Origin of the sequence: Phaeobacter cretensis, assembly GCF_047372505.1 — a bacterium.
GTDB lineage: Bacteria > Pseudomonadota > Alphaproteobacteria > Rhodobacterales > Rhodobacteraceae > Phaeobacter > Phaeobacter cretensis.
In genome coordinates, this window is the sequence record NZ_JBKBEU010000001.1 from 2,734,803 (window position 1) to 2,753,560 (window position 18,758).

Here is an 18,758-nt window from a genome sequence, read left to right on the forward strand (position 1 = left end):
CGAGATAACCGCTCTTTCACGGAGTGGTAGTCGGCTCATTTGACCGGAATGCAGCTTGAATGAAAACGGTGTTATTGGTAGATTATTCGGGCGTATGCGGGAGAACCATCGCAGCGGGATTTGCCCGTAGACATTGGTGCCGAAGGAGCAACCGCCCCGGAAACTCTCAGGCCAAAGGGACCGTAAACGCAACGTACTCTGGAGAGATCCTGACCACATCAGGGCGCCGAAGGGATAACGATCTCAGGCAAAGGGACAGAGGGGGCATTACACTGCGCAGGTTCTGCCTGCGTAGCGACTGGGTGCCGGGACCATGCCATCAATCTTGATCGGACCGTCCTTGAATTTATGGGGCGGATCGGCATGACCGATGAGATAGATGGAAATTCGATGCTGCAACGGGTTTTGCCGTTGATTGCGCAGCTCCCTGACCTGGGCCATCCAGGCTTCCCGATCCGCCCCCACCGCCCTTACGAATATACAACCTCGACCGTCTGACATGGCGGTCATTGATGCCCACTCAAAGGAAGAGACAAATGAAATACACCGAAGAACACGAATGGCTGCTGCCAGAGGACGACGATTTGATCACAGTGGGCATCACCAGCCACGCGGCCGAGCAGCTGGGTGATGTTGTGTTTGTGGAACTGCCTGAAGTTGGTACCGAAGTCTCCAAGGATGACGAGATCGTTGTGATCGAATCCGTTAAGGCCGCCTCTGACATCCTTGCGCCGCTGGATGGTGAAATTGTTGAGGTGAATGAAGCGTTGACCGACGATCCTGGCAAAATCAACGAAGACCCGCAGGGCGATGCCTGGTTCTTCAAGATCAAGCCATCTGACTTGTCTGCGATGGACGACTACATGGACGAAGCTGGCTACAAGAGCTTCATCGGCTGACCAGGTTGCCCCGCCGACCAATGTTCCGGGCGGGGCATTCCAGCACATTCGGACACATGGGTAAATGCAGTCACCCGACGTCTGCATTATTGCCTGTTACGTTCCGTCAGTCGACTGGACAGCCCAACCAACCCCACGCCATGCTACAACTGACAATCGGAACCAAAGAGGCGCAGGCATGGACATGAACTTCGGAATGCGGAGCGAAACCCGCGCCCTTTTGGATCGGGTGGCGAAAATGATCCACGAGGAGATTATGCCGCTGGAAGGCGCCTATCACGCCGAAATCGGCAAGGGCGATCGCTGGCGCTACACCGACCGACAGTCTGAAATTCTCGAAGGATTAAAGGCCAAGGCCAAATCCGAAAGCTTGTGGAATTTCTGGTTGACCGACAGCGACAAGGGCTTTGGCCTGTCGACCGTGGAATACGCCTATTTTGCCGAGGAAATGGGCAAAACACCGCTTGGGGCCGAGGTCTTTAACTGTTCCGCTCCGGACACCGGCAATATGGAAGTTTTCGAGCGCTACGGCACTGAAGCGATGAAGCAGCAGTGGCTCGCGCCGTTGTTGGAGGGTGAAATCCGCTCGGCCTATTTGATGACGGAACCTGATGTGGCAAGCTCTGATGCCACCAATGTGGCTATGTCCTGTGTGCGCGACGGTGCTGACTATGTGTTGAACGGTGAAAAATGGTGGGCTTCGGGGGCAGGCGATCCGCGCTGCAAAGTCTACATCGTCATGGTCCGGACTGCGGGTGACGATCAGCCCAAACATCGACGCCAGTCGATGATTGTGGTGCCTGCTGATACGCCGGGGATCAAGGTGTTGCGTCCGATGGAGGTTTACGGCCACGATGACGCCCCACATGGTCATATGCACATCCGGTTTACAGATGTGCGCATTCCGGCAGAGAATATGCTGCTGGGTGAGGGCCGGGGGTTTGAGATTGCTCAGGGCCGTCTTGGGCCGGGGCGGATCCATCATTGCATGCGCGCTATTGGTCAGGCGGAAATCGCTCTGGAACAGCTTTGCCGCCGATCACTGCGGCGCGAGGCATTTGGTAAGCCACTGGCGCAGCTGGGGGCAAACTACGATATCATCGCAGAATGCCGGATGGAGATAGAAATGGCGCGGCTCCTTTGCCTTAAGGCCGCATGGTACATGGATCAGGGAGATCCGCGCGCTGCCGCTCCCTGGATCAGTCAGATCAAAGTGGTCGCCCCACGTGTCGCGTTGAAGGTCATTGACGAGGCCGTGCAGATGCATGGGGGACAAGGCGTCAGTCAGGATACCCCTCTGGCGCAGGCCTGGACCCATGTGCGCACGCTTCGTTTGGCCGATGGCCCCGATGCGGTACACCGCAGGCAGGTCGCCCGTGCCGAGCTGAAGGCCTATAGTCAGGAAGATCTTGGTTAACTCGTTTTCTTTGGTTCCATTGATTTTGTGGGTGCAACAGTTGTCGTCCACGCTTTCCGATAGCGTTTGAAACTGTATCTCTATCGGAAAAAGTGGATCTAATTTATTGAATTATATTGATAATGCACTATATCGATACCTGTTTGTCAGGCTGAAGTTGCCGTTAGGTCACTCTGAGTGAGATCTAGTTGCAAAGCCAATTTTCAGTCGCTATACGCACTTTCTTCCGGTCGCAGCCTACCCGGATATCAAAACAAGGACTGATAAATTGAAAACACTTGTCATCTGCTCGGGCGGGCTGGATTCGGTATCCCTCGCGCATATTCTTGCAGCCAAAGGGCAGCTTTCACGCTTGGTGTCGTTCGACTACGGGCAGCGCCACCGTAAGGAACTCGACTATGCGGCCGCTTGTGGGCAACGACTAGGGGTTCCACATGAGATCATCGACATGCGCTCCATTGGGGCGGCACTCAGCGGCTCGGCGCTGACCGATGATATCGACGTGCCTGATGGGCACTACGCAGAAGAGTCCATGAAAGTCACTGTGGTGCCTAATCGCAATGCCATTATGCTGACCATCGCTTACGGGATTGCCGCTGCCAAAGGCGATACCGCAGTTGCAACGGCGGTACATGGGGGTGATCACTTCATCTACCCGGATTGCCGCCCGGCCTTTACCGATGCATTCGACCAGATGCAGCGCATGGCGTTGGATGGATATGCGGATGTGTCGCTTGTCACCCCGTTTGTACATCGTTCCAAAGGTGACATCGTTGCAGATGGCGCAGCTGTGGACACCCCATTTGCAGAAACCTGGTCCTGCTACAAAGGTGGTGAAGACCACTGCGGTCGCTGCGGCACCTGTGTGGAACGGCGGGAGGCCTTTCATCTCGCCGGTGTCACAGATCCGACTATCTACGAAGACCCGGACTATTGGCTGACGGTGACCAAAGAGGGGGCCGCCTGATGTATCGCATTACAAAGGAGTTTCACTTCTCCGCCTCGCATCAACTGTCGCATTTGCCGGAGGATCATCAATGCGCGCGGTTGCATGGCCACAATTATATCGTTGTGATCGAGCTGGCTGGAGCCGAGCTGAACAGTGACGGCTTTATCCGGGACTACCATGAGCTGGCTCCGTTGAAAAATTACATCGATGGCACCTTTGACCATCGCCACCTGAACGACCTGATTGACGGGCCGTCTACAGCAGAGAACCTGGCGCGACATTTCTATGAGTGGTGCGCCGCGCGTTGGCCTGAAACGGCAGCCGTGCGCGTCTCTGAAACCCCCAAAACCTGGGCAGAGTATCGACCATGACAGCCGCTATGATATCATCTGCGTTTCGGTCAGCAACTGCGCCGCAGGTGACAACTGAGAAGTCTAACATGAGCCGATCTGCAAAAACGATCCTGCGTATCGCTGAGATCTTTGGTCCGACGATTCAGGGCGAAGGTGCGCTGATCGGCGAGCCGACCGTGTTTGTGCGGGCGGGCGGCTGTGACTATCGGTGCAGTTGGTGCGACAGCCTGCATGCGGTCGACAGCCGCTATCGCGAAACCTGGACACCCATGGATACAGATGAGATCTGGCAACAGGTCTCCGGCCTAAGTGGGGGAGAGCCACTGACCATTTCGCTGTCAGGCGGCAACCCGGCGATCCAGAATTTCGGGCCACTCATCGCCAGAGGCAAGGAAGAAGGCTATCGTTTCGCGTGCGAGACCCAAGGCTCGATCAGCCAGGCCTGGTTCGCCGATCTGGACACCCTCGTGCTCAGTCCAAAGCCTCCCTCCAGCGGTCACCGCGTAGATTGGCAGAAATTCGATCATTGTCTCCGTGCCGCAGAAGGTAGCGGGCAGATCGTCCTGAAGATCGTGATCTTTGATGATCAGGACTATGATTGGGCACGTGCGGTCGCTAAACGCTTTCCAAACCTGCCTCTCTACTTGCAACCCGGCAATCCGGAGTCCGATCCCGATGTGCCTGTTGATCTGACAAAGGCGACTGAGCGTTTGCATTGGTTGATTGAAAAAGTGACCACCGACCGCTGGTTTACACCCCGTGTCCTGCCACAGTTGCATGTGCTGGTCTGGGGTAACAAACGCGGCGTCTAGGCGCAGAATGAGGCGAGGAGAAGATAAGATGAGCGACGATATCTACAAAGACCTGAAACAGCTGGGCGGTGCCACTGTGATGCCCGGCAATCCCGATGAGGCCGAGCTGGAGCGGGTTCCCAATCCGCAGGCCGATGTCGCCTATAATGTGCGTTTCACCGCGCCAGAGTTCACATCGCTTTGCCCGATGACTGGCCAGCCGGATTTTGCGCATTTGGTCATCGACTACGTACCGGGCCCATGGCTGGTAGAAAGCAAATCCTTGAAATTGTTTCTTGGATCCTTCCGAAACCACGGTGCATTCCATGAGGATTGCACGGTCTCGATTGCACGTCGTTTGGCCGATTTTCTTGATCCACAGTGGCTGCGTATTGGTGGCTACTGGTACCCCCGCGGTGGCATCCCCATTGACGTGTTTTGGCAGACAGGCGCAATGCCAGAGAGTGTCTGGATCCCCGATCAAGGTGTCCCACCCTACCGCGGCCGTGGGTGATCGCCGCGTATTCGATACGGATCACTGGAAATCTCGTAAAGCGTTGAAACCAGGCCGTTTGGCCTGTTCTATCTCCATGCTGTATCACTCATAAGCGCAGAGGGTCGCCATTGATACCGTTGCTCCGGTATAGCCAGCAGGCGTGTCCTAAGCGGTCATGGGAAAACTAGTCAGTATCTGCAAAGGGATCGACGGGATAGCCAACCCGCGCCAGATAAAGACCATGACCGGGGCAGACCGGTCCGCAAGCCGCGCGGTCGGCAGCCTCTAGTGCGGATTTCACATCCTGGGGGGCCCAGGAACCCGCGCCAACGCGCTCCAGTGTTCCGACAAAACTGCGGACCTGATTGTGCAGGAACGACCGCGCGCGTACGTGAAAATGGATCTCCGAACCGGAAAACCCCTGTACCCGTTCGACGCGCAGCTCATCTAGTGTCTTCAGCGGGCTGGCAGCCTGACATATCGATGATCTGAAAGTGGTGAAATCATGCTGACCAATCAAGTGGCTGGCTGCCTTTTGCATGGCGTCGACATCCAGATCATGGCTCACCTGCCAGACCTGCCCTGCATCATGGATGGCAGGGGCACGGCGGGGCAGGAGGCGGAACAGATACTGTCGTTCAATGGCTGAGAACCGGGCGTGCCACTCATCATCCACGCGAACGCAGGCAACAATCGCCACGGGTGCAGGTTTCAGATGAAAGTTCAGTGCCTGCGACAGGCGGAAGGGGTCCCAGTCTTTGATCATGTCGCAATGCGCGACTTGGCCCAGACCATGCACGCCGGTGTCTGTCCGGCCGGCTGCTGCAATCGTGTGGGGGCCGGGCTCCAGCCGCGCAAGCGCGTCTTCAATCGCCCCCTGAACAGAGGGTTGATCCTTCTGGCGCTGCCACCCGGCAAAGGGCGCGCCGTGGTATTCGACTTTCAAGGCAAAACGCGGCATGGGCCGGCAAGTAACGCGGCAACTGCTCCGGTGCAAGCCCCACGACCTCAGGCGGGGTGGTATCATACCCCGGCAACCCCTATCTTGATCAGATTGAACACGGATCCGGTGGGCCATGCCGCCAGTAACGCGGGGCAACGATTTGGGACTAACATCACTTGCAGACGGGGTAATGCGCAGCGTCGAGGGGGCAGGTGCTTCCGTTTCAGAAAGCCTGTTTGAACCGTCCATCCGCCTTGGTGTTACTGGTCTGGCACGGGCAGGCAAAACGGTGTTCATCACGTCACTGGTGGCCAACCTAATGGACCGTAGCCGCATGGTGCAGCTTGCAGCAGCGCGCGAAGGGCGGATCGAAACCGCGTTTCTGCAACCGCAACCCGACGATACGGTGCCACGCTTCGACTATGAAAACCATCTCGGCGCCTTGACCGGTCCACGCCCCTATTGGCCCGACAGCACCCGAGCGGTTTCCGAATTGCGGCTCAGCCTTCGGGTCCGGCCCAAGGGTCTGCTTTCCGGGTTACAAGGGCCACGAACGATTCACCTTGATATCGTAGACTATCCCGGCGAGTGGCTACTGGATCTGGCGCTTTTGGACAAAACCTATGCGCAGTGGTGCGATGAGGTTTTGACCCGTATCCGAGGTCGGTCGCAGGCGCAAAGCTTTCTTGATTTGGCGCAGAAGGTGGACGCCACCGCACCGCATGGCGAACTGTTGGCGCAGGATCTGGCAGCTACCTTTGCGGCCTATCTTCAGGCTGCGCGTTCTGCTGGCTATTATGACTGCACGCCGGGGCGCTTCCTGTTGCCGGGGGATCTTGCGGGCTCACCGGTGCTGACCTTTGCTCCGATCCCGCTTTCAGATACGGCGCCACGCCGATCTCTGCACCGCGAAATGGAACGCCGCTTTGAGGCCTACAAATCCAAGGTCGTGAAACCCTTCTTTCGAGATCATTTCTCCCGGATTGACCGTCAGGTGGTGTTGGTCGACGCCCTGAGCGCTATTCACTCCGGCCCTCGCGCGGTTGAGGATTTGCGCCACGCAATGACCGATATTCTTGCGGCTTTCCGTCCGGGTCGAAATGGATTTCTGCGCCAGATTCTGCGCGGCAAACGGGTGGAAAAGATCCTCTTTGCTGCCACAAAAGCGGATCATCTGCATCACCAGCAGCATCCGCAGCTCACAGCCATCATCGAAGCGCTGACCCGCGAGGCCCGTGACCGTGCCCGCTTTGCCGGGGCAGAGACGGCGGCCCTGTCACTCGCCGCGCTGCGTGCCACCACCGAGGAGATGCGCCGCCATGATGGTGGCGATCTGCCTTGCGTGCGCGGAACACTTCTGGAGAGCGGAAAACCCGCCGCTTTCTATCCTGGCGCGTTGCCACAGGATCCATCGCATCTGCTCACCCCGGCTCGTCAAGGCGCAGAAAGCTGGCTGGACAGCGATTATCAGGCTATGGCTTTTGCGCCCGCCCCACTCACTCTGCACCCCGGCGATGGTCCACCACATATCCGTCTGGACCGGGCCGCTGACTTCCTGATCGGAGATCGCCTATGACCACCTCCCCACAGCCCGTCCTGCGACCCGCTCGCAGTACTGACGCGGGCAAGATTGCCGAGATCCTACACGGGTTTGAGGTGGACACTCCCTGGATGCCCAAACAGCACACCGGCGCCGAGGCAATCAGCTTTTGTGGCACAATGATCGATCGCGGCTGGGTCATCATCGCGCAGATCGAAGGCCGAGTAGATGGCTTTCTCGCCCGCGACGGGGCAGAGGTCTGCGCGCTCTACATTCGTGATGCGGCGCGCGGGCATGGGATCGGGCGCGCACTACTGAACTACGCCAAATCTGTTCAGTCGCCGCTGCAACTGTGGAGCTTTCAGGCGAATGAGGGTGCGCAGCGCTTTTATCTGCGCGAAGGATTTGTCGAACAGACCCGGACAGATGGCGCCACCAATGGAGAGGGCCTGCCCGATATCCAGTACATCTGGCCTGCGCCAAAACCCGAACCCAAGGTTGCGCCGAAACCTGCGCCCAAACCGGTGGAGAGTAAGCCGGATAAAGCGGCCGACAGCCCAGTCACCAAGCCAACTGGTTCACCAAAGGATACCGCATGACCCGAAAGGACGCCGTCCTCTTTGACCTCTCCGGCAGCGGCCCCGGAGAGGCTGCGCCGGATGTAGCAAACGCGCCGCCTGTCCCTGATCTGGTGGGGGCCACCGAAGACCTGCCGCAACCCGCCTTGGCTCAGGTGGCAGAGTTGGCAACACGTCGCCCATCCCGGTTGGCGCGCTGGTTCTGGGCCACTGTGATCGCTCTTATCGGTGCGGTCGTCTCTGTCGCGGCTTGGGATTTTACGACTGGTCTGATCGTTCGCCTGCCTTTGTTGGGGTGGGCCGTTACCGTCGGCTTTGCCGTGGCCTTGTTGCTGGCCTTGCTTATGGGGCTGCGCGAGCTGGCGGCTTTGTCTCGTCTCCGCCGGGTTGAAAGCCTGCGCGATACTCAGCCCTCGTTGACACCGGATCATGCCGGTGGTCAGCCTGCCAATTCCACCTCTGATCTGAAAGCCGCTAACCGATATGTTGAGGGGCTGGAGCGTTTCTATAAGGGCCGCAAAGACCTGACCTGGGGCTTGGCGCGGCTGCAAGACCGCAAGAGCGAGATCATGGACGCCGACGCGCTGTTGCAATTGGCTGAGGTTGAATTACTTGCCCCACTGGACGCCCGCGCCCTGCGTGTCGTCGAAGGCAGCGCGCGCCAGGTAGCGACGGTAACGGCACTGGTACCATTAGCACTGGCTGATGTGGCAACGGCACTTGTTACGTCGCTGCGGATGATCCGCCGTATCGCCGATATCTACGGCGGTCGTGCGGGGTTTTTTAGCTCCTGGCGGTTGACCCGCGCGGTTCTGGCCCATCTTGTGACCACCGGTGCGGTGGCCGTCGGCGACGATCTTCTAGAACCGGTATTGGGCGGGTCGATCCTTTCCAAACTTTCCCGTCGCTTTGGCGAAGGTCTGGTAAACGGAGCACTCTCCGCCCGTGTCGGCATCGCCGCCATGGAAGTCTGCCGCCCGATGACGTTTTCCAAGGCGCAGAAGCCCAGCACCCGCAAGGTGGTTCAACGGGCACTTACGGGCCTGTTTTCCAAGGATAAGTAGCGCGGCCCTATTAGTTTATGGGCATGGGATGGCGCTTAGAACAGCTTTGGCGGCGCGTCTTTGGGTTGGCGCATGGATACAATCCCGGCACGAAACCCCTCGCCGATACGATCAGCCAGTGCGCCCCATTGCCGTGCAGTCGGGTCAGGCAGTTCGGCTTGCAGAACCTCATGAAACAGTCCTAGCCAGATCGGAAAATGTTCGGCCTTCACATCCGGTCGACTGACGTGCACCCGCATCGGGTTGCCGTTGTAACACTTCTCCCGCAGGATCGCATTGCGCCAGAACTGAGTGATCGTCTCCTCATGTTCGGACCAATCCTTTACATGTGCTGCAAACACGGGTCCTAACACCGGATGCGCACGCACGCGGGCATAAAAAACATCCACCACATAGGCGATCTGCTCAGCTGAGATATCGAAGCGCGCGAGCGGGGCTTGGGTCATGTCAAATGTCACCTTTCCGACCCGTCGCTACACCAGAGCCCGCGGCTGGTACACCCACCGCGCGGGGCAATCCCTGCGACCAATTGTGCGATTGTTACTACCGTGGCAATCCTGTTTCACCGTCTTCCTCAGGCAATCTCTCGTAGGTTTGGCCCCAGGCCTGTACCGCAGCGTCGAATGCAAAATCGTCCAACCTTTCATCGACCCAATGGTCCGGCCGTTGGCCACTCGTCAAAATGACAGAGCCATCCCCAAAGGTGCGATGCGGGTCGAAAAAATGCAGCGCAGCGGAGGAAACCGTCGCATTCCTGAAAACAACGGCGCTCCACGCGCGCGGAACATGTTTGTGAATTGGTTCCAAGTGCCCACTAAACGCGTAGCCCATCGTGCCTTGAAACCGCGCAGAGCATAGATTGGACTCTATAAACCAAATGGCATTGACCGCTCCCGACTTTAATTCGATATCAAAGACGGTATCTTTAATTTGTGTTTGGTCGAAATAAGTAAAGGAAAAGCCACATTTCCTCATGGAGGTCGAGTGTAGTTGGGCGTGACTGAAATCTGCGCAGGACAGCTCCGCGAAGTCGAGTGTTGTGTTGCTTAGATTTCCTTTGGTGATCACAGCCCCCGACAGGTTACAGTGAGAGAAATTGGCTCCGTTCAGATATGCCCCTTCCATACGCGACTCGAAGAAACTGATGTGTGAATAATCGCCATCGGTAAAATCCGCACGTTGAAGATTGCAGCGTGATAGCGACGGGCGGTAGTCGTGCCGTCTTTCATGTAGGATCTGTTCATGGGTACGGCGCCCGAGGATCTTGATCGCAAAGGCAATGTCGGAGCGAGGGCTGGGTATCTCAAAAACACGTTTGTGGATATCGGTCCACTGCGATGTCGGAAGATTATCCGGAGTTGAGATCGCATGGTTGTTTTTCATACGGACGAAACGCCCTTCGGCAACATCCTCGGCGGCGTTCACCGGCGAATTATTTCGGACATAGGCACAGAGAATATCCATGACCAGCAGGTGGTCCCGGCCGCGATCATATGTCATCGAATCTTGTGATATTCGCTCCAATGCAAGCAACCCACCAATACGGACTTCGATGTTTGGCTCGGTAACTTCCTCAATGACTGGTTTCAGTGTCGCTTGCAGCAATGATAGTGCTGATCCGGCGTCACTAGCTTCATTACCTATCACGCGTTTGATGGTCTTTTCTGCACCAAGCTGTTCCACAGCTTTGGTGATGCGGTCCGTCACATGGTTCTGCTCGGCGGTTCGGGTTTGACGCTCATTTGCCCAGGCGCGCAATAGTGCCAAGGGGGCGCCAACCAAGCCTCCGGTGGCAGTCACCAGCCCCACAAAGGCAAGCACATGCCAACGCAGATCGACGCCAGTATCTGGCGGGAAATTCCCCTATAGAAGCCATAGTGCGGAAACTGTCTGAAACAGGAGAAAGGCCCAGATTGGCAGCACGCATAGTCCATAACTCAGCAGAGCACTGTTACTGGTCCAGCGGTGTCTCTTTTGTTTGTAGGTCGGCACGGATATGAGGTACCAAGCTAGCAGCAGCAGACCAACAAGGCCGACTGTCGCCAGAAGCAATGTTAGCTGATGATGCGTGAAGGGGAGCGAAATAGTAACGGCATCAGTTGAGGGCATACGTTTGATAGCTCAATGATTTTGAAAGAATGTCGATAACGTTGCGCATTGATATGTATCTGCCAATCTTGATCTGCCGCTTTACCCTCCTGCCGCGCCGCCCTATAAGGCCGTCATGTCCCATATTGCGGCCATCATTATTCGAATTATATCCCCGGCGCTCTGATCAGCTGAGCTGCCGGGCAAAGGTGCTTGAGCCATCGCACCGAACCGAATATCTCCAAATACGACCAGATCATCCAAAGGACGCTGCACATGTGTGCCGACACGCCTCAGACGCCTGAGTACAAAGACACCCTCAATCTGCCCAAAACCGATTTCCCAATGCGCGCGGGTCTGCCCAAGCGTGAGCCGGGCTGGCTGGAACGCTGGGCACAGATTGGCGTCTATGACAAACTGCGCGAGAAGGCGGCCGCGGCCAAGGGCACGGATGGCGAGCGCAAGCCCTTTACCCTGCACGATGGCCCGCCCTACGCCAATGGCCACCTGCACATCGGTCACGCGCTTAACAAAACCATCAAAGACATGATCGTCCGCTCACATCAGATGATGGGGTTTGATGCGCGGTATGTGCCGGGCTGGGACTGCCACGGCCTGCCGATCGAATGGAAAATCGAAGAGCAGTATCGCAAGAAGGGCAAAAACAAGGACGAGGTCAACATCGTCGACTTCCGTCAGGAATGCCGCGCCTTTGCCGACAGCTGGGTCGATATCCAGCGCGAGGAGTTCAAGCGTCTTGGTATCACCGGCAATTGGGATGATCCGTATCTGACCATGAACTACCACGCTGAGGCGGTCATCGCGGGTGAGTTTCAGAAGTTTCTGATGAATGGCACGCTCTATCAGGGGTCCAAACCCGTGATGTGGTCGCCGGTGGAAAAGACCGCTCTGGCCGAGGCCGAGATCGAATATCACGATCACAAGTCTCACACCATTTGGGTGCCCTTTGGCTTTGCCAATGCGGCAGATGATCTGTCCGAGGCACGTGTGGTGATCTGGACGACTACCCCCTGGACCATTCCGTCCAACAAGGCCGTCGCATATAATCCCAAGGTCGCCTATGGCCTCTACCGTGTGGATGCGACCCAGGATGAAAGCTGGACCAAACCGGGTGAGTTGTACCTGTTCGCCGATGCGCTGGCGGCAGATGCGCTGGAAAAATCCCGCGTCACCGAATTCACCAAAGTGCGCGATATAGAGCCGTCCGAATTCGACGGGTTGATCTGCAAACACCCGTTCCACGGCACCGACGACGCCAATGGGTTCTGGGACTACGATGTGCCGATGATCGATGGCGATCACGTCACCGATGATGCTGGCACCGGTTTTGTCCATACCGCACCCAGCCATGGTGCGGATGACTATGAGTGCTTTGTTGCGCGAAACTGGATTGACCGGATGACCCACAATGTGGGTGAAGAATCCGAATTCATGCCGCATGTGCCGTTCTTTGCAGGGCTTCAGGTCTTTGACAAAAAAGGCAAAGAGGGCAAAGCCAACAACGCCGTGATCGCCAAGCTGGTCGAGGCCGGCGGCATCATCGCCCGTGGTCGCGTGACCCACAGCTACCCGCATTCCTGGCGCTCCAAAGCGCCGATCGTGTTCCGCAATACGCCGCAGTGGTTTGCGAGCGTGGATCGTGAACTGGCTGATGGCATGGGCGAGATGGGCGACACCATCCGAAGCCGCGCATTGAACTCCATCGACCAATTGGTGAAATGGACGCCACAGACCGGCCGCAACCGGCTCTATTCTATGATCGAAAGCCGCCCGGACTGGGTGTTGTCACGTCAGCGCGCCTGGGGCGTACCGCTCACCTGTTTCGTGAAAAAGGGTCTGCTGCCCACCGACGAGGGGTTCCTTCTGCGTGACGAAGCCGTCAACGCCCGCGTCATCGAGGCCTTCGAAGCCGAAGGCGCTGATGCCTGGTACGCGGATGGTGCCAAGGAACGTTTCCTCGGGAATGACTACGCAGCCGACGAATGGGAGCAGGTTTTTGATGTGCTGGATGTATGGTTCGATTCAGGGTCGACCCATGCCTTTGTGCTGCGTGACCGCGAAGATGGCACCGAAGACGGTATCGCAGATGTCTATATGGAAGGCACCGATCAGCACCGTGGTTGGTTCCATTCCTCGCTGTTGCAGGCCTGTGGCACCACCGGTCGTGCGCCCTATCGCAATGTGGTGACCCATGGGTTTACGCTGGACGAGAAGGGCAACAAGATGTCCAAGTCGCTTGGCAATACCATCGTGCCGGAAAAGATCATCCAGCAATATGGCGCTGATATCCTGCGTCTCTGGGTGGCTCAGACCGATTACACCGCTGACCAGCGTATCGGGCCGGAAATTCTGAAAGGCGTGGCCGATGGCTATCGCCGCTTGCGCAACACCATGCGTTATATGCTTGGTAGCCTTGCAGACTTCTCTGAAGATCAGCGCATGGATCCGGCCGATATGCCCGAGCTGGAGCAGTGGGTTCTGCACCGTCTGGCTGAGTTGGATCATAAGGTTCGCACCGGATATCAAGCCTATGATTTCCAAGGTGTATTCTCGGCAGTGTTCAACTTTGCCACCGTGGATCTCTCCGCCTTCTATTTCGATATCCGTAAGGATGCGCTGTATTGCGATGGTGACACGCTGAATGCCCGCGCCGCGCGCACAGTCCTGGATATCCTGTTCCACCGCCTGACAACCTGGTTGGCACCTATTCTGGTGTTCACCATGGAAGAGGTGTGGCTGGAGCGTTTCCCCGGAGATGATAGCTCCCTGCATTTGCAGGATATCCCTGCGACCCCGGCCGATTGGCTGAACGAGCCACTGGCTGCCAAATGGGCCAAGGTCCGTCAGGCCCGGCGCGTGGTCACAGCCGCGCTAGAGGTTCAACGCGTCGATAAAGTGATCGGGGCCTCATTGGAAGCGGCACCGGTTGTGCATGTTCGCGAGGCTGAAATCCTCGCAGCGCTGAAAACAGTGAACTTTGCGGATGTCTGTATCACATCGGATATTGCGCTCAGCGGTGATCCGGCGCCGGCAGAGGCCTTCCGTATGCCCGAGGTCGATGGTGTGTCAGTGGTGTTTGAAAAGGCCGATGGCGAAAAGTGCCAGCGTTGCTGGAAGATCCTGCCTGACGTTGGCCGGTATCGTCATCCTGGTGTCTGTGGCCGTTGCAATGTGGCTTTGGGCTAAGCGGAACCCATTTGGCTGGTCCGGGTTTGGCTCGTATTAGCTAGGAACAATCAGGCCGCCGAAACTCAAAACAAATGCGCGCCGCCCCTCCCAAAAAAACGGGTGGGCGGCGCGCCGCTTTTGACGTCTTTGACGGTGTTGCGCCGCCAAAAATCGCCGGGGGTTTCGATGTATGGGAAAACAGTCAGCTGGGCTTAGCTGAGCACGCGCTGTGCCTCGCGATACTGGCTCTGGGCGATTAACTCACTGACGGGCGTTGGCCCTGCATGACAGCCTGACTGAAGATCCTGTAGCTTCTGCTGTACCGCCGCGCGAAGATATTGTGCTCCTGGCACCATGCTTGCTCCTTCGATTGGCCCGGTCATGGACGCCTGTTTGGTCACGGCTTCGCTCTGCTCTGTGAGTGAAGAGACGGATTCTAATCCGCCGGGTCGTTGTCCCGTTTGTTGCTCCTGAGCCTGCTGTGATGCAGCCTGCTCATTTGAGTCGCCTTTGAACATACGATAGACGCTGACGTTTCCTTGACCGCTAATTTTCATGGGTCCTGACCCCTTTCTAAACTCCTGAAATCATATTTACTAAAATTCGATCCAATGTCATCGACACCTGCGGTTAGCAGCAAAGGCCGGAGGTATAGGTGCCTATCCTAAAGGTTAGGAAACGCGGTTGCGCCGACATCTATTTGTCCGGAGTTGTAGTTTGCGAATCGTAGGCGCATGGTATCTGTCTGCTTAAGTTCTGGCAGAATTCTAGCTCGGACTTGGTTGCCAGCTCCCCGGTAAGAGAGACACAGAGACACCATGGCCACGCATAACATCGAAATCGCAACCTCCAGCATGGCCCATGCTAGCCTGACGACACCTGTGGGGACGCTTTGCGTGGTGGAAGATCAAGGTGCGATCATTCGGCTGCTTTGGCAGGAAGCCCCCGAAGGCACCGAAGGATCGGCTGTGACGGATTTGGCCATTGCCCAATTGCGGGCCTATTTCGCACATGAGCTGATCGAATTTGATCTGCCGCTTGTGGTGGAGGGGAGTGATTTCCAACGGGATGTCTGCGCCGCCATGTCTGCCATCCCGCTGGGGCATACCCGCACCTACGGTGAAATTGCCAAGGATCTTGGTGCGGCGGCGCAACCTGTTGGCAACGCCTGTGGCGCCAACCCAATCCCGGTGATTATACCGTGTCATCGGGTCTTGGGGGCATCAGGCTTGGGTGGGTTTTCCGGTGCAGGCGGGGTCGAGACCAAAGTGTCTTTGCTACGCCATGAAGGTGCTGCAGGGCTGTTGATCTAAATACTGCGATGAAACGAGCTGGATGGCGTCATCGCCGTGACGGGTATCAGCTGCGTCCTTCCGGGATGATCTGCTGCGCAATACCAACAAAAATCAGATAGATTGACGTCAGTACCAGCCCCCAATGCGCCCAGCTCTCGGGATGGAAGTCGACCCATGCTGCCCAGCCGGCAAAAAATGTCCAGGCCAGAGCGACGGGCAGCGACAGTTTGCGCCAGCGTTCGGTGCGCACAGGGTGGATGAATTTCAGCGGCAGGAACATGGCAATCGACAAGAGCGTCACCAACGCCAGACTGGTCCAATGGCTGGGCTCCAGCGCAAAGATCACCAGCACCAGCATGTTCCAGCACCCAGGAAAGCCAGAAAATGAATTGTCCTTGGTCTTCATTCGGGTGTCTGCAAAATACAATGCACTGGCAAACGTGATCACGATCAGCGCCACCCATCCGGTCCATCCGGCCATGAGCCCAGATTTGAACAGTGCAAATGCGGGAATGAACACATAGGTGAGGTAGTCGATGATTAGATCCAGCAATACGCCATCGAACTCCGGCGCATATCGCTTCACCTCATAGTGACGCGCTAGCGGCCCATCGATGCCATCCACGGCAAAGGCAACAACAAGCCAGACAAACATCAGGCTCCACTTGGCATCGGCAGCGGCCAGCATGGCGAGGATTGCAAACACTGCACCGCTGGCGGTGAGCAGATGGACGGAGAGGGCGCGAACTTGAGGAGTCATTTGCTCGTGATGGCGAATTTCCCTCCGTCTCGCAAGTAGTCAATGGTCAAACGGACCCGTTATGGGCGGATTTTTACATCAGGAATGCCCCTGCGCCACCTCTGATAGGGGGCAGGCAGTGGCGCATCGCTTCGACACATTAGTGGATCCGTTTGACATCGCTGCTCATGCCTACGCGCTGCGCATGCCACAGACCAAGTTATCCTGATCAATCGCTAGGGGCGTCATCGGTCAGAGCGTCACGAAACAGTGTTTCCGTCAGTGTACGGCTGTCGAGCACCTGCGGGCCATTACCTGTGTTTGTCTTAACGGGGCTGGGGCTGAATTCACCGCGGGCTTGCTTATCTGCTCGGTACGCCGCCCATTCCTGATCCGAAATCTGGCGATCGCCATCGCTATCGAGATCGGCCAGCAATTGTTCATAGAACTGGCTGAAATCTATTTCACCAATATCGGATGTGGTGGCATTGGCCGCATTGCTGTTAGCAGGTTTGTAAGGCGCGCCAAGGGGGGCGGTTTCGGTTGATTGGCTTTGTGTAACGATACTCATGGTGTGGGTCCTTCTGGATTTGAGGCCTCCACACTGCCGTTGTGCCCTTACTGCTGGATTAAGCCATCGCTGCGAATTGCTATTTTTCGGTAATTTTATGCCTTGGGGTGGGCGCGATTGTAGACATCCATCAGATGCGCCGTATCCACGGCTGTATAGGCCTGTGTCGTCGACAGTGAGGCATGGCCCAGCAGCTCCTGAATAGCGCGCAGATCACCACCGGCTTCCAGCAAATGGGTGGCAAAGCTGTGACGCAGTGCATGTGGTGTGGCGCTGGCCGGCAGGCCCAGCTGCGCACGGGCCTGTGCCATTGCGCCGCGGATGATCCGCGGATTCAGCGCTCCGCCGCGGACCCCGCGAAACAGAGGTGCGTCGCGCTCCTGGGGGTGGGGGCAAAGCCGCAGGTAGCGATCGATCGCATCGCGGGCCACCGGCAGCACTGGCACAATCCGTTCCTTGCCGCCTTTACCGGTAATCCTCAGTACTGCGGGCAGGGGCGCTACTGCACCCGTCAAACCCAACGCCTCGGAAATACGCAGGCCGCAGCCATATAGAAGCGTGACCACAGCCACATCACGCGCCGCCACCCAATCGGTAGCGGATTGATATTCGACCGTTTCAATGACCGCGCGTGCGGCCTCTTGCGCCAGTGGGCGGGGGAGTTTTTTCTGAAACTTCGGGCTGCGCGCGGACATCACGGCCGTTGGTTCAAATCCCTGCCGTTCTGCCAGCCAAGTGTAGAAGCTTTTGACAGCCGAGAGTTTCCGCGCGAGAGACCGCGCGCCGGTGCCGCTACCCCGTATCGCCGCCATCCAGCCACGCATGTCGCTGGTGGAAATCTGCGCCAAGGCCCCCAGACCCTGCGGGCCGCCAAAATGCTGTGTCATAAAGGCGAGAAACTCCACCACATCGCCGCGATAGGCGGTAATGGTATTCTCTGCGGCACCTTGCAGCGCGGCCAATCCTGCCAGCCATTGCTCCAACGCATCACGGCAGGCCGGGGAGATCAATATCGTAGCCGGATCTGTGGTCGGTGCGGTCACGACAACCAATGGCGCATCGACCGTTCAAAAACACCTGCAAAAAACGCCAGCAGGTCAGTGCCATGTTGCGGGGTGAATTGGTGCGGATCTTCGGCCCCCAGAACCAGAAGGCCCGGCAGGCGACCTTCGCCCAGTTCCAGACGTAAACAGGCCTCGGAGCGGATGAAGTCTGCCTTGGCCCCATGTGTACGTGCATTGCCATGCTGCATCTGGCGCAGGGTGACCTGACGATCAGAACCGTTGCGCTGTTGGCTGATATATTGTGCCACGAATCCCGGCTCGACGACCTTTAGAACCTGATCCATACGTTGCACGGCGGCGTCTTGTTCGGGCTGCGCCGATTCCAGCACCAGCGTTACCGAATCGACCCGCAGGATCTCGCTCAGCTCACCGCCAAGGTTGGCGAGGTAGCTCTCAAAATCGGTTGGATCAAGCAGGCGCAGAACAGCGCGGTGGATTTGGTTGGTTCCGGCAAGATTCTCATAAGCGGCAGCAATCACTGAACGATGAGTGTCTTCAAGCCGGTCAAGCCGTGCCTCCATCCGCTCCATTGCGATACCGCGCAGGTCAACAATATTCGACCCCATCGCGCGCTCATTGGCGCTAACCAATGCTCTCATCACGCTTTGATCATCAAGTAGTGCATCGGGTTTGGCCAGGATAGCCTGGCGCAGCGTGTCTTCAAGTTCTGCCGTCGTGCTCATGTTCTGCTCTTTATGACCTCTGGTGGGTTTTGCAGGGGTTATAACACGGGATTTAGGCGGGGTGGCATAATTTTCCCCAGGCGTGGCGAAAACCGCTGA

At 57.3% G+C, this 18,758-nt stretch carries 20 protein-coding genes and 1 riboswitch; of the genes, 11 read left to right on the plus strand and 9 right to left on the minus strand.

Translation table 11 applies throughout. The annotated features are described in order from the left end of the window. The first annotated feature begins 87 nt into the window (after nt 1-87). Nucleotides 88-193: riboswitch (glycine riboswitch) on the plus strand. Between the two features lie 74 nt (nt 194-267). Beyond that, nucleotides 268-441, minus strand: coding sequence for a hypothetical protein (locus tag ACEWZM_RS13000; protein ID WP_414006832.1), 174 nt, complete (start codon nt 439-441; stop codon nt 268-270). Between the two features lie 95 nt (nt 442-536). Here ACEWZM_RS13000 and gcvH point away from each other — a divergent pair, with 95 nt between their 5' ends. From gcvH to queF, 6 genes are all read left to right on the plus strand, one after another. After that, complete coding sequence (gene gcvH / locus ACEWZM_RS13005) at nt 537-899, plus strand: glycine cleavage system protein GcvH (protein ID WP_414006833.1); 363 nt, start codon at nt 537-539, stop codon at nt 897-899. Nucleotides 900-1,077: 178 nt separating this feature from the next. Beyond that, entirely contained in the window at nt 1,078-2,316 is a 1,239-nt protein-coding gene (locus ACEWZM_RS13010; protein WP_414006834.1) for an acyl-CoA dehydrogenase family protein, read from the plus strand. A 268-nt stretch (nt 2,317-2,584) separates the two neighbouring features. After that, nucleotides 2,585-3,283: a 7-cyano-7-deazaguanine synthase QueC gene (gene queC, locus ACEWZM_RS13015; protein WP_414006835.1), complete on the plus strand. Its 699-nt coding sequence runs from the start codon at nt 2,585-2,587 to the stop codon at nt 3,281-3,283. Continuing rightward, the gene (gene queD / locus ACEWZM_RS13020; protein WP_414006836.1) at nt 3,283-3,636 is read left to right on the plus strand and encodes a 6-carboxytetrahydropterin synthase QueD; all 354 of its coding nucleotides are present in this window, start codon (nt 3,283-3,285) and stop codon (nt 3,634-3,636) included. The genes queC and queD overlap by 1 nt, the downstream gene beginning before the upstream one ends. Nucleotides 3,637-3,704: 68 nt before the next feature. Further along, nucleotides 3,705-4,430, plus strand: a complete 726-nt coding sequence (gene queE, locus ACEWZM_RS13025; protein WP_414006837.1) for a 7-carboxy-7-deazaguanine synthase QueE — start codon at nt 3,705-3,707, stop codon at nt 4,428-4,430. 28 nt (nt 4,431-4,458) lie between these two features. After that, complete coding sequence (gene queF / locus ACEWZM_RS13030; RefSeq protein WP_414006838.1) at nt 4,459-4,923, plus strand: preQ(1) synthase; 465 nt, start codon at nt 4,459-4,461, stop codon at nt 4,921-4,923. A gap of 166 nt (nt 4,924-5,089) precedes the next feature. On the opposite strand, the gene truA is transcribed toward queF, so the two are convergent. Next, nucleotides 5,090-5,866, minus strand: a complete 777-nt coding sequence (gene truA / locus ACEWZM_RS13035; protein WP_414006839.1) for a tRNA pseudouridine(38-40) synthase TruA — start codon at nt 5,864-5,866, stop codon at nt 5,090-5,092. 115 nt (nt 5,867-5,981) lie between these two features. Between truA and ACEWZM_RS13040 the strand changes: the two genes are divergently transcribed. Genes ACEWZM_RS13040 through ACEWZM_RS13050 form a run of 3 tightly spaced genes read left to right on the plus strand, consistent with a single transcriptional unit; the run spans nt 5,982 to nt 9,030 of the window. Next, complete coding sequence (locus ACEWZM_RS13040; protein ID WP_414006840.1) at nt 5,982-7,424, plus strand: YcjX family GTP-binding protein; 1,443 nt, start codon at nt 5,982-5,984, stop codon at nt 7,422-7,424. After that, nucleotides 7,421-7,987, plus strand: coding sequence for a GNAT family N-acetyltransferase (locus tag ACEWZM_RS13045; RefSeq protein ID WP_414006841.1), 567 nt, complete (start codon nt 7,421-7,423; stop codon nt 7,985-7,987). Before ACEWZM_RS13040 ends, ACEWZM_RS13045 begins: the two co-directional genes overlap by 4 nt. Then, nucleotides 7,984-9,030, plus strand: a complete 1,047-nt coding sequence (locus tag ACEWZM_RS13050; RefSeq protein WP_414006842.1) for a YcjF family protein — start codon at nt 7,984-7,986, stop codon at nt 9,028-9,030. The genes ACEWZM_RS13045 and ACEWZM_RS13050 overlap by 4 nt, the downstream gene beginning before the upstream one ends. A 35-nt stretch (nt 9,031-9,065) precedes the next feature. Here ACEWZM_RS13050 and ACEWZM_RS13055 read toward each other — a convergent pair whose 3' ends face one another. Next, nucleotides 9,066-9,476: a group III truncated hemoglobin gene (locus tag ACEWZM_RS13055; RefSeq protein WP_414006843.1), complete on the minus strand. Its 411-nt coding sequence runs from the start codon at nt 9,474-9,476 to the stop codon at nt 9,066-9,068. A gap of 97 nt (nt 9,477-9,573) precedes the next feature. Continuing rightward, nucleotides 9,574-10,737 carry a pentapeptide repeat-containing protein gene (locus tag ACEWZM_RS13060; protein WP_414006844.1) on the minus strand — a complete coding sequence of 388 codons (1,164 nt, stop codon included), beginning with the start codon at nt 10,735-10,737 and terminating at the stop codon, nt 9,574-9,576. 657 nt (nt 10,738-11,394) lie between these two features. Between ACEWZM_RS13060 and ileS the strand changes: the two genes are divergently transcribed. Beyond that, nucleotides 11,395-14,325: an isoleucine--tRNA ligase gene (ileS, locus tag ACEWZM_RS13065; protein WP_414006845.1), complete on the plus strand. Its 2,931-nt coding sequence runs from the start codon at nt 11,395-11,397 to the stop codon at nt 14,323-14,325. A 194-nt stretch (nt 14,326-14,519) separates the two neighbouring features. Here ileS and ACEWZM_RS13070 read toward each other — a convergent pair whose 3' ends face one another. Continuing rightward, on the minus strand, nt 14,520-14,864 hold the full coding sequence (locus ACEWZM_RS13070; protein ID WP_414006846.1) for a hypothetical protein: 345 nt from the start codon (nt 14,862-14,864) through the stop codon (nt 14,520-14,522). Between the two features lie 297 nt (nt 14,865-15,161). On the opposite strand from ACEWZM_RS13070, the gene ACEWZM_RS13075 reads away from it, so the two are divergent. Next, complete coding sequence (locus ACEWZM_RS13075; RefSeq protein ID WP_414008035.1) at nt 15,162-15,620, plus strand: methylated-DNA--[protein]-cysteine S-methyltransferase; 459 nt, start codon at nt 15,162-15,164, stop codon at nt 15,618-15,620. Nucleotides 15,621-15,666: 46 nt separating this feature from the next. Here ACEWZM_RS13075 and ACEWZM_RS13080 read toward each other — a convergent pair whose 3' ends face one another. The 4 genes from ACEWZM_RS13080 to ACEWZM_RS13095 form a co-directional block, all read right to left on the minus strand. Further along, a complete protein-coding gene (locus tag ACEWZM_RS13080) occupies nt 15,667-16,362 on the minus strand; it encodes a CDP-alcohol phosphatidyltransferase family protein (RefSeq protein ID WP_414006847.1) in 696 nt (231 codons plus the stop codon). Nucleotides 16,363-16,570: 208 nt separating this feature from the next. Continuing rightward, nucleotides 16,571-16,912 carry a hypothetical protein gene (locus ACEWZM_RS13085; RefSeq protein WP_414006848.1) on the minus strand — a complete coding sequence of 114 codons (342 nt, stop codon included), beginning with the start codon at nt 16,910-16,912 and terminating at the stop codon, nt 16,571-16,573. Nucleotides 16,913-17,007: 95 nt separating this feature from the next. Beyond that, entirely contained in the window at nt 17,008-17,955 is a 948-nt protein-coding gene (locus ACEWZM_RS13090; RefSeq protein WP_414006849.1) for a tyrosine recombinase XerC, read from the minus strand. Next, nucleotides 17,952-18,659, minus strand: coding sequence for a DUF484 family protein (locus ACEWZM_RS13095; RefSeq protein WP_414006850.1), 708 nt, complete (start codon nt 18,657-18,659; stop codon nt 17,952-17,954). The genes ACEWZM_RS13090 and ACEWZM_RS13095 overlap by 4 nt, the downstream gene beginning before the upstream one ends. Between the last annotated feature and the right edge of the window lie 99 nt (nt 18,660-18,758).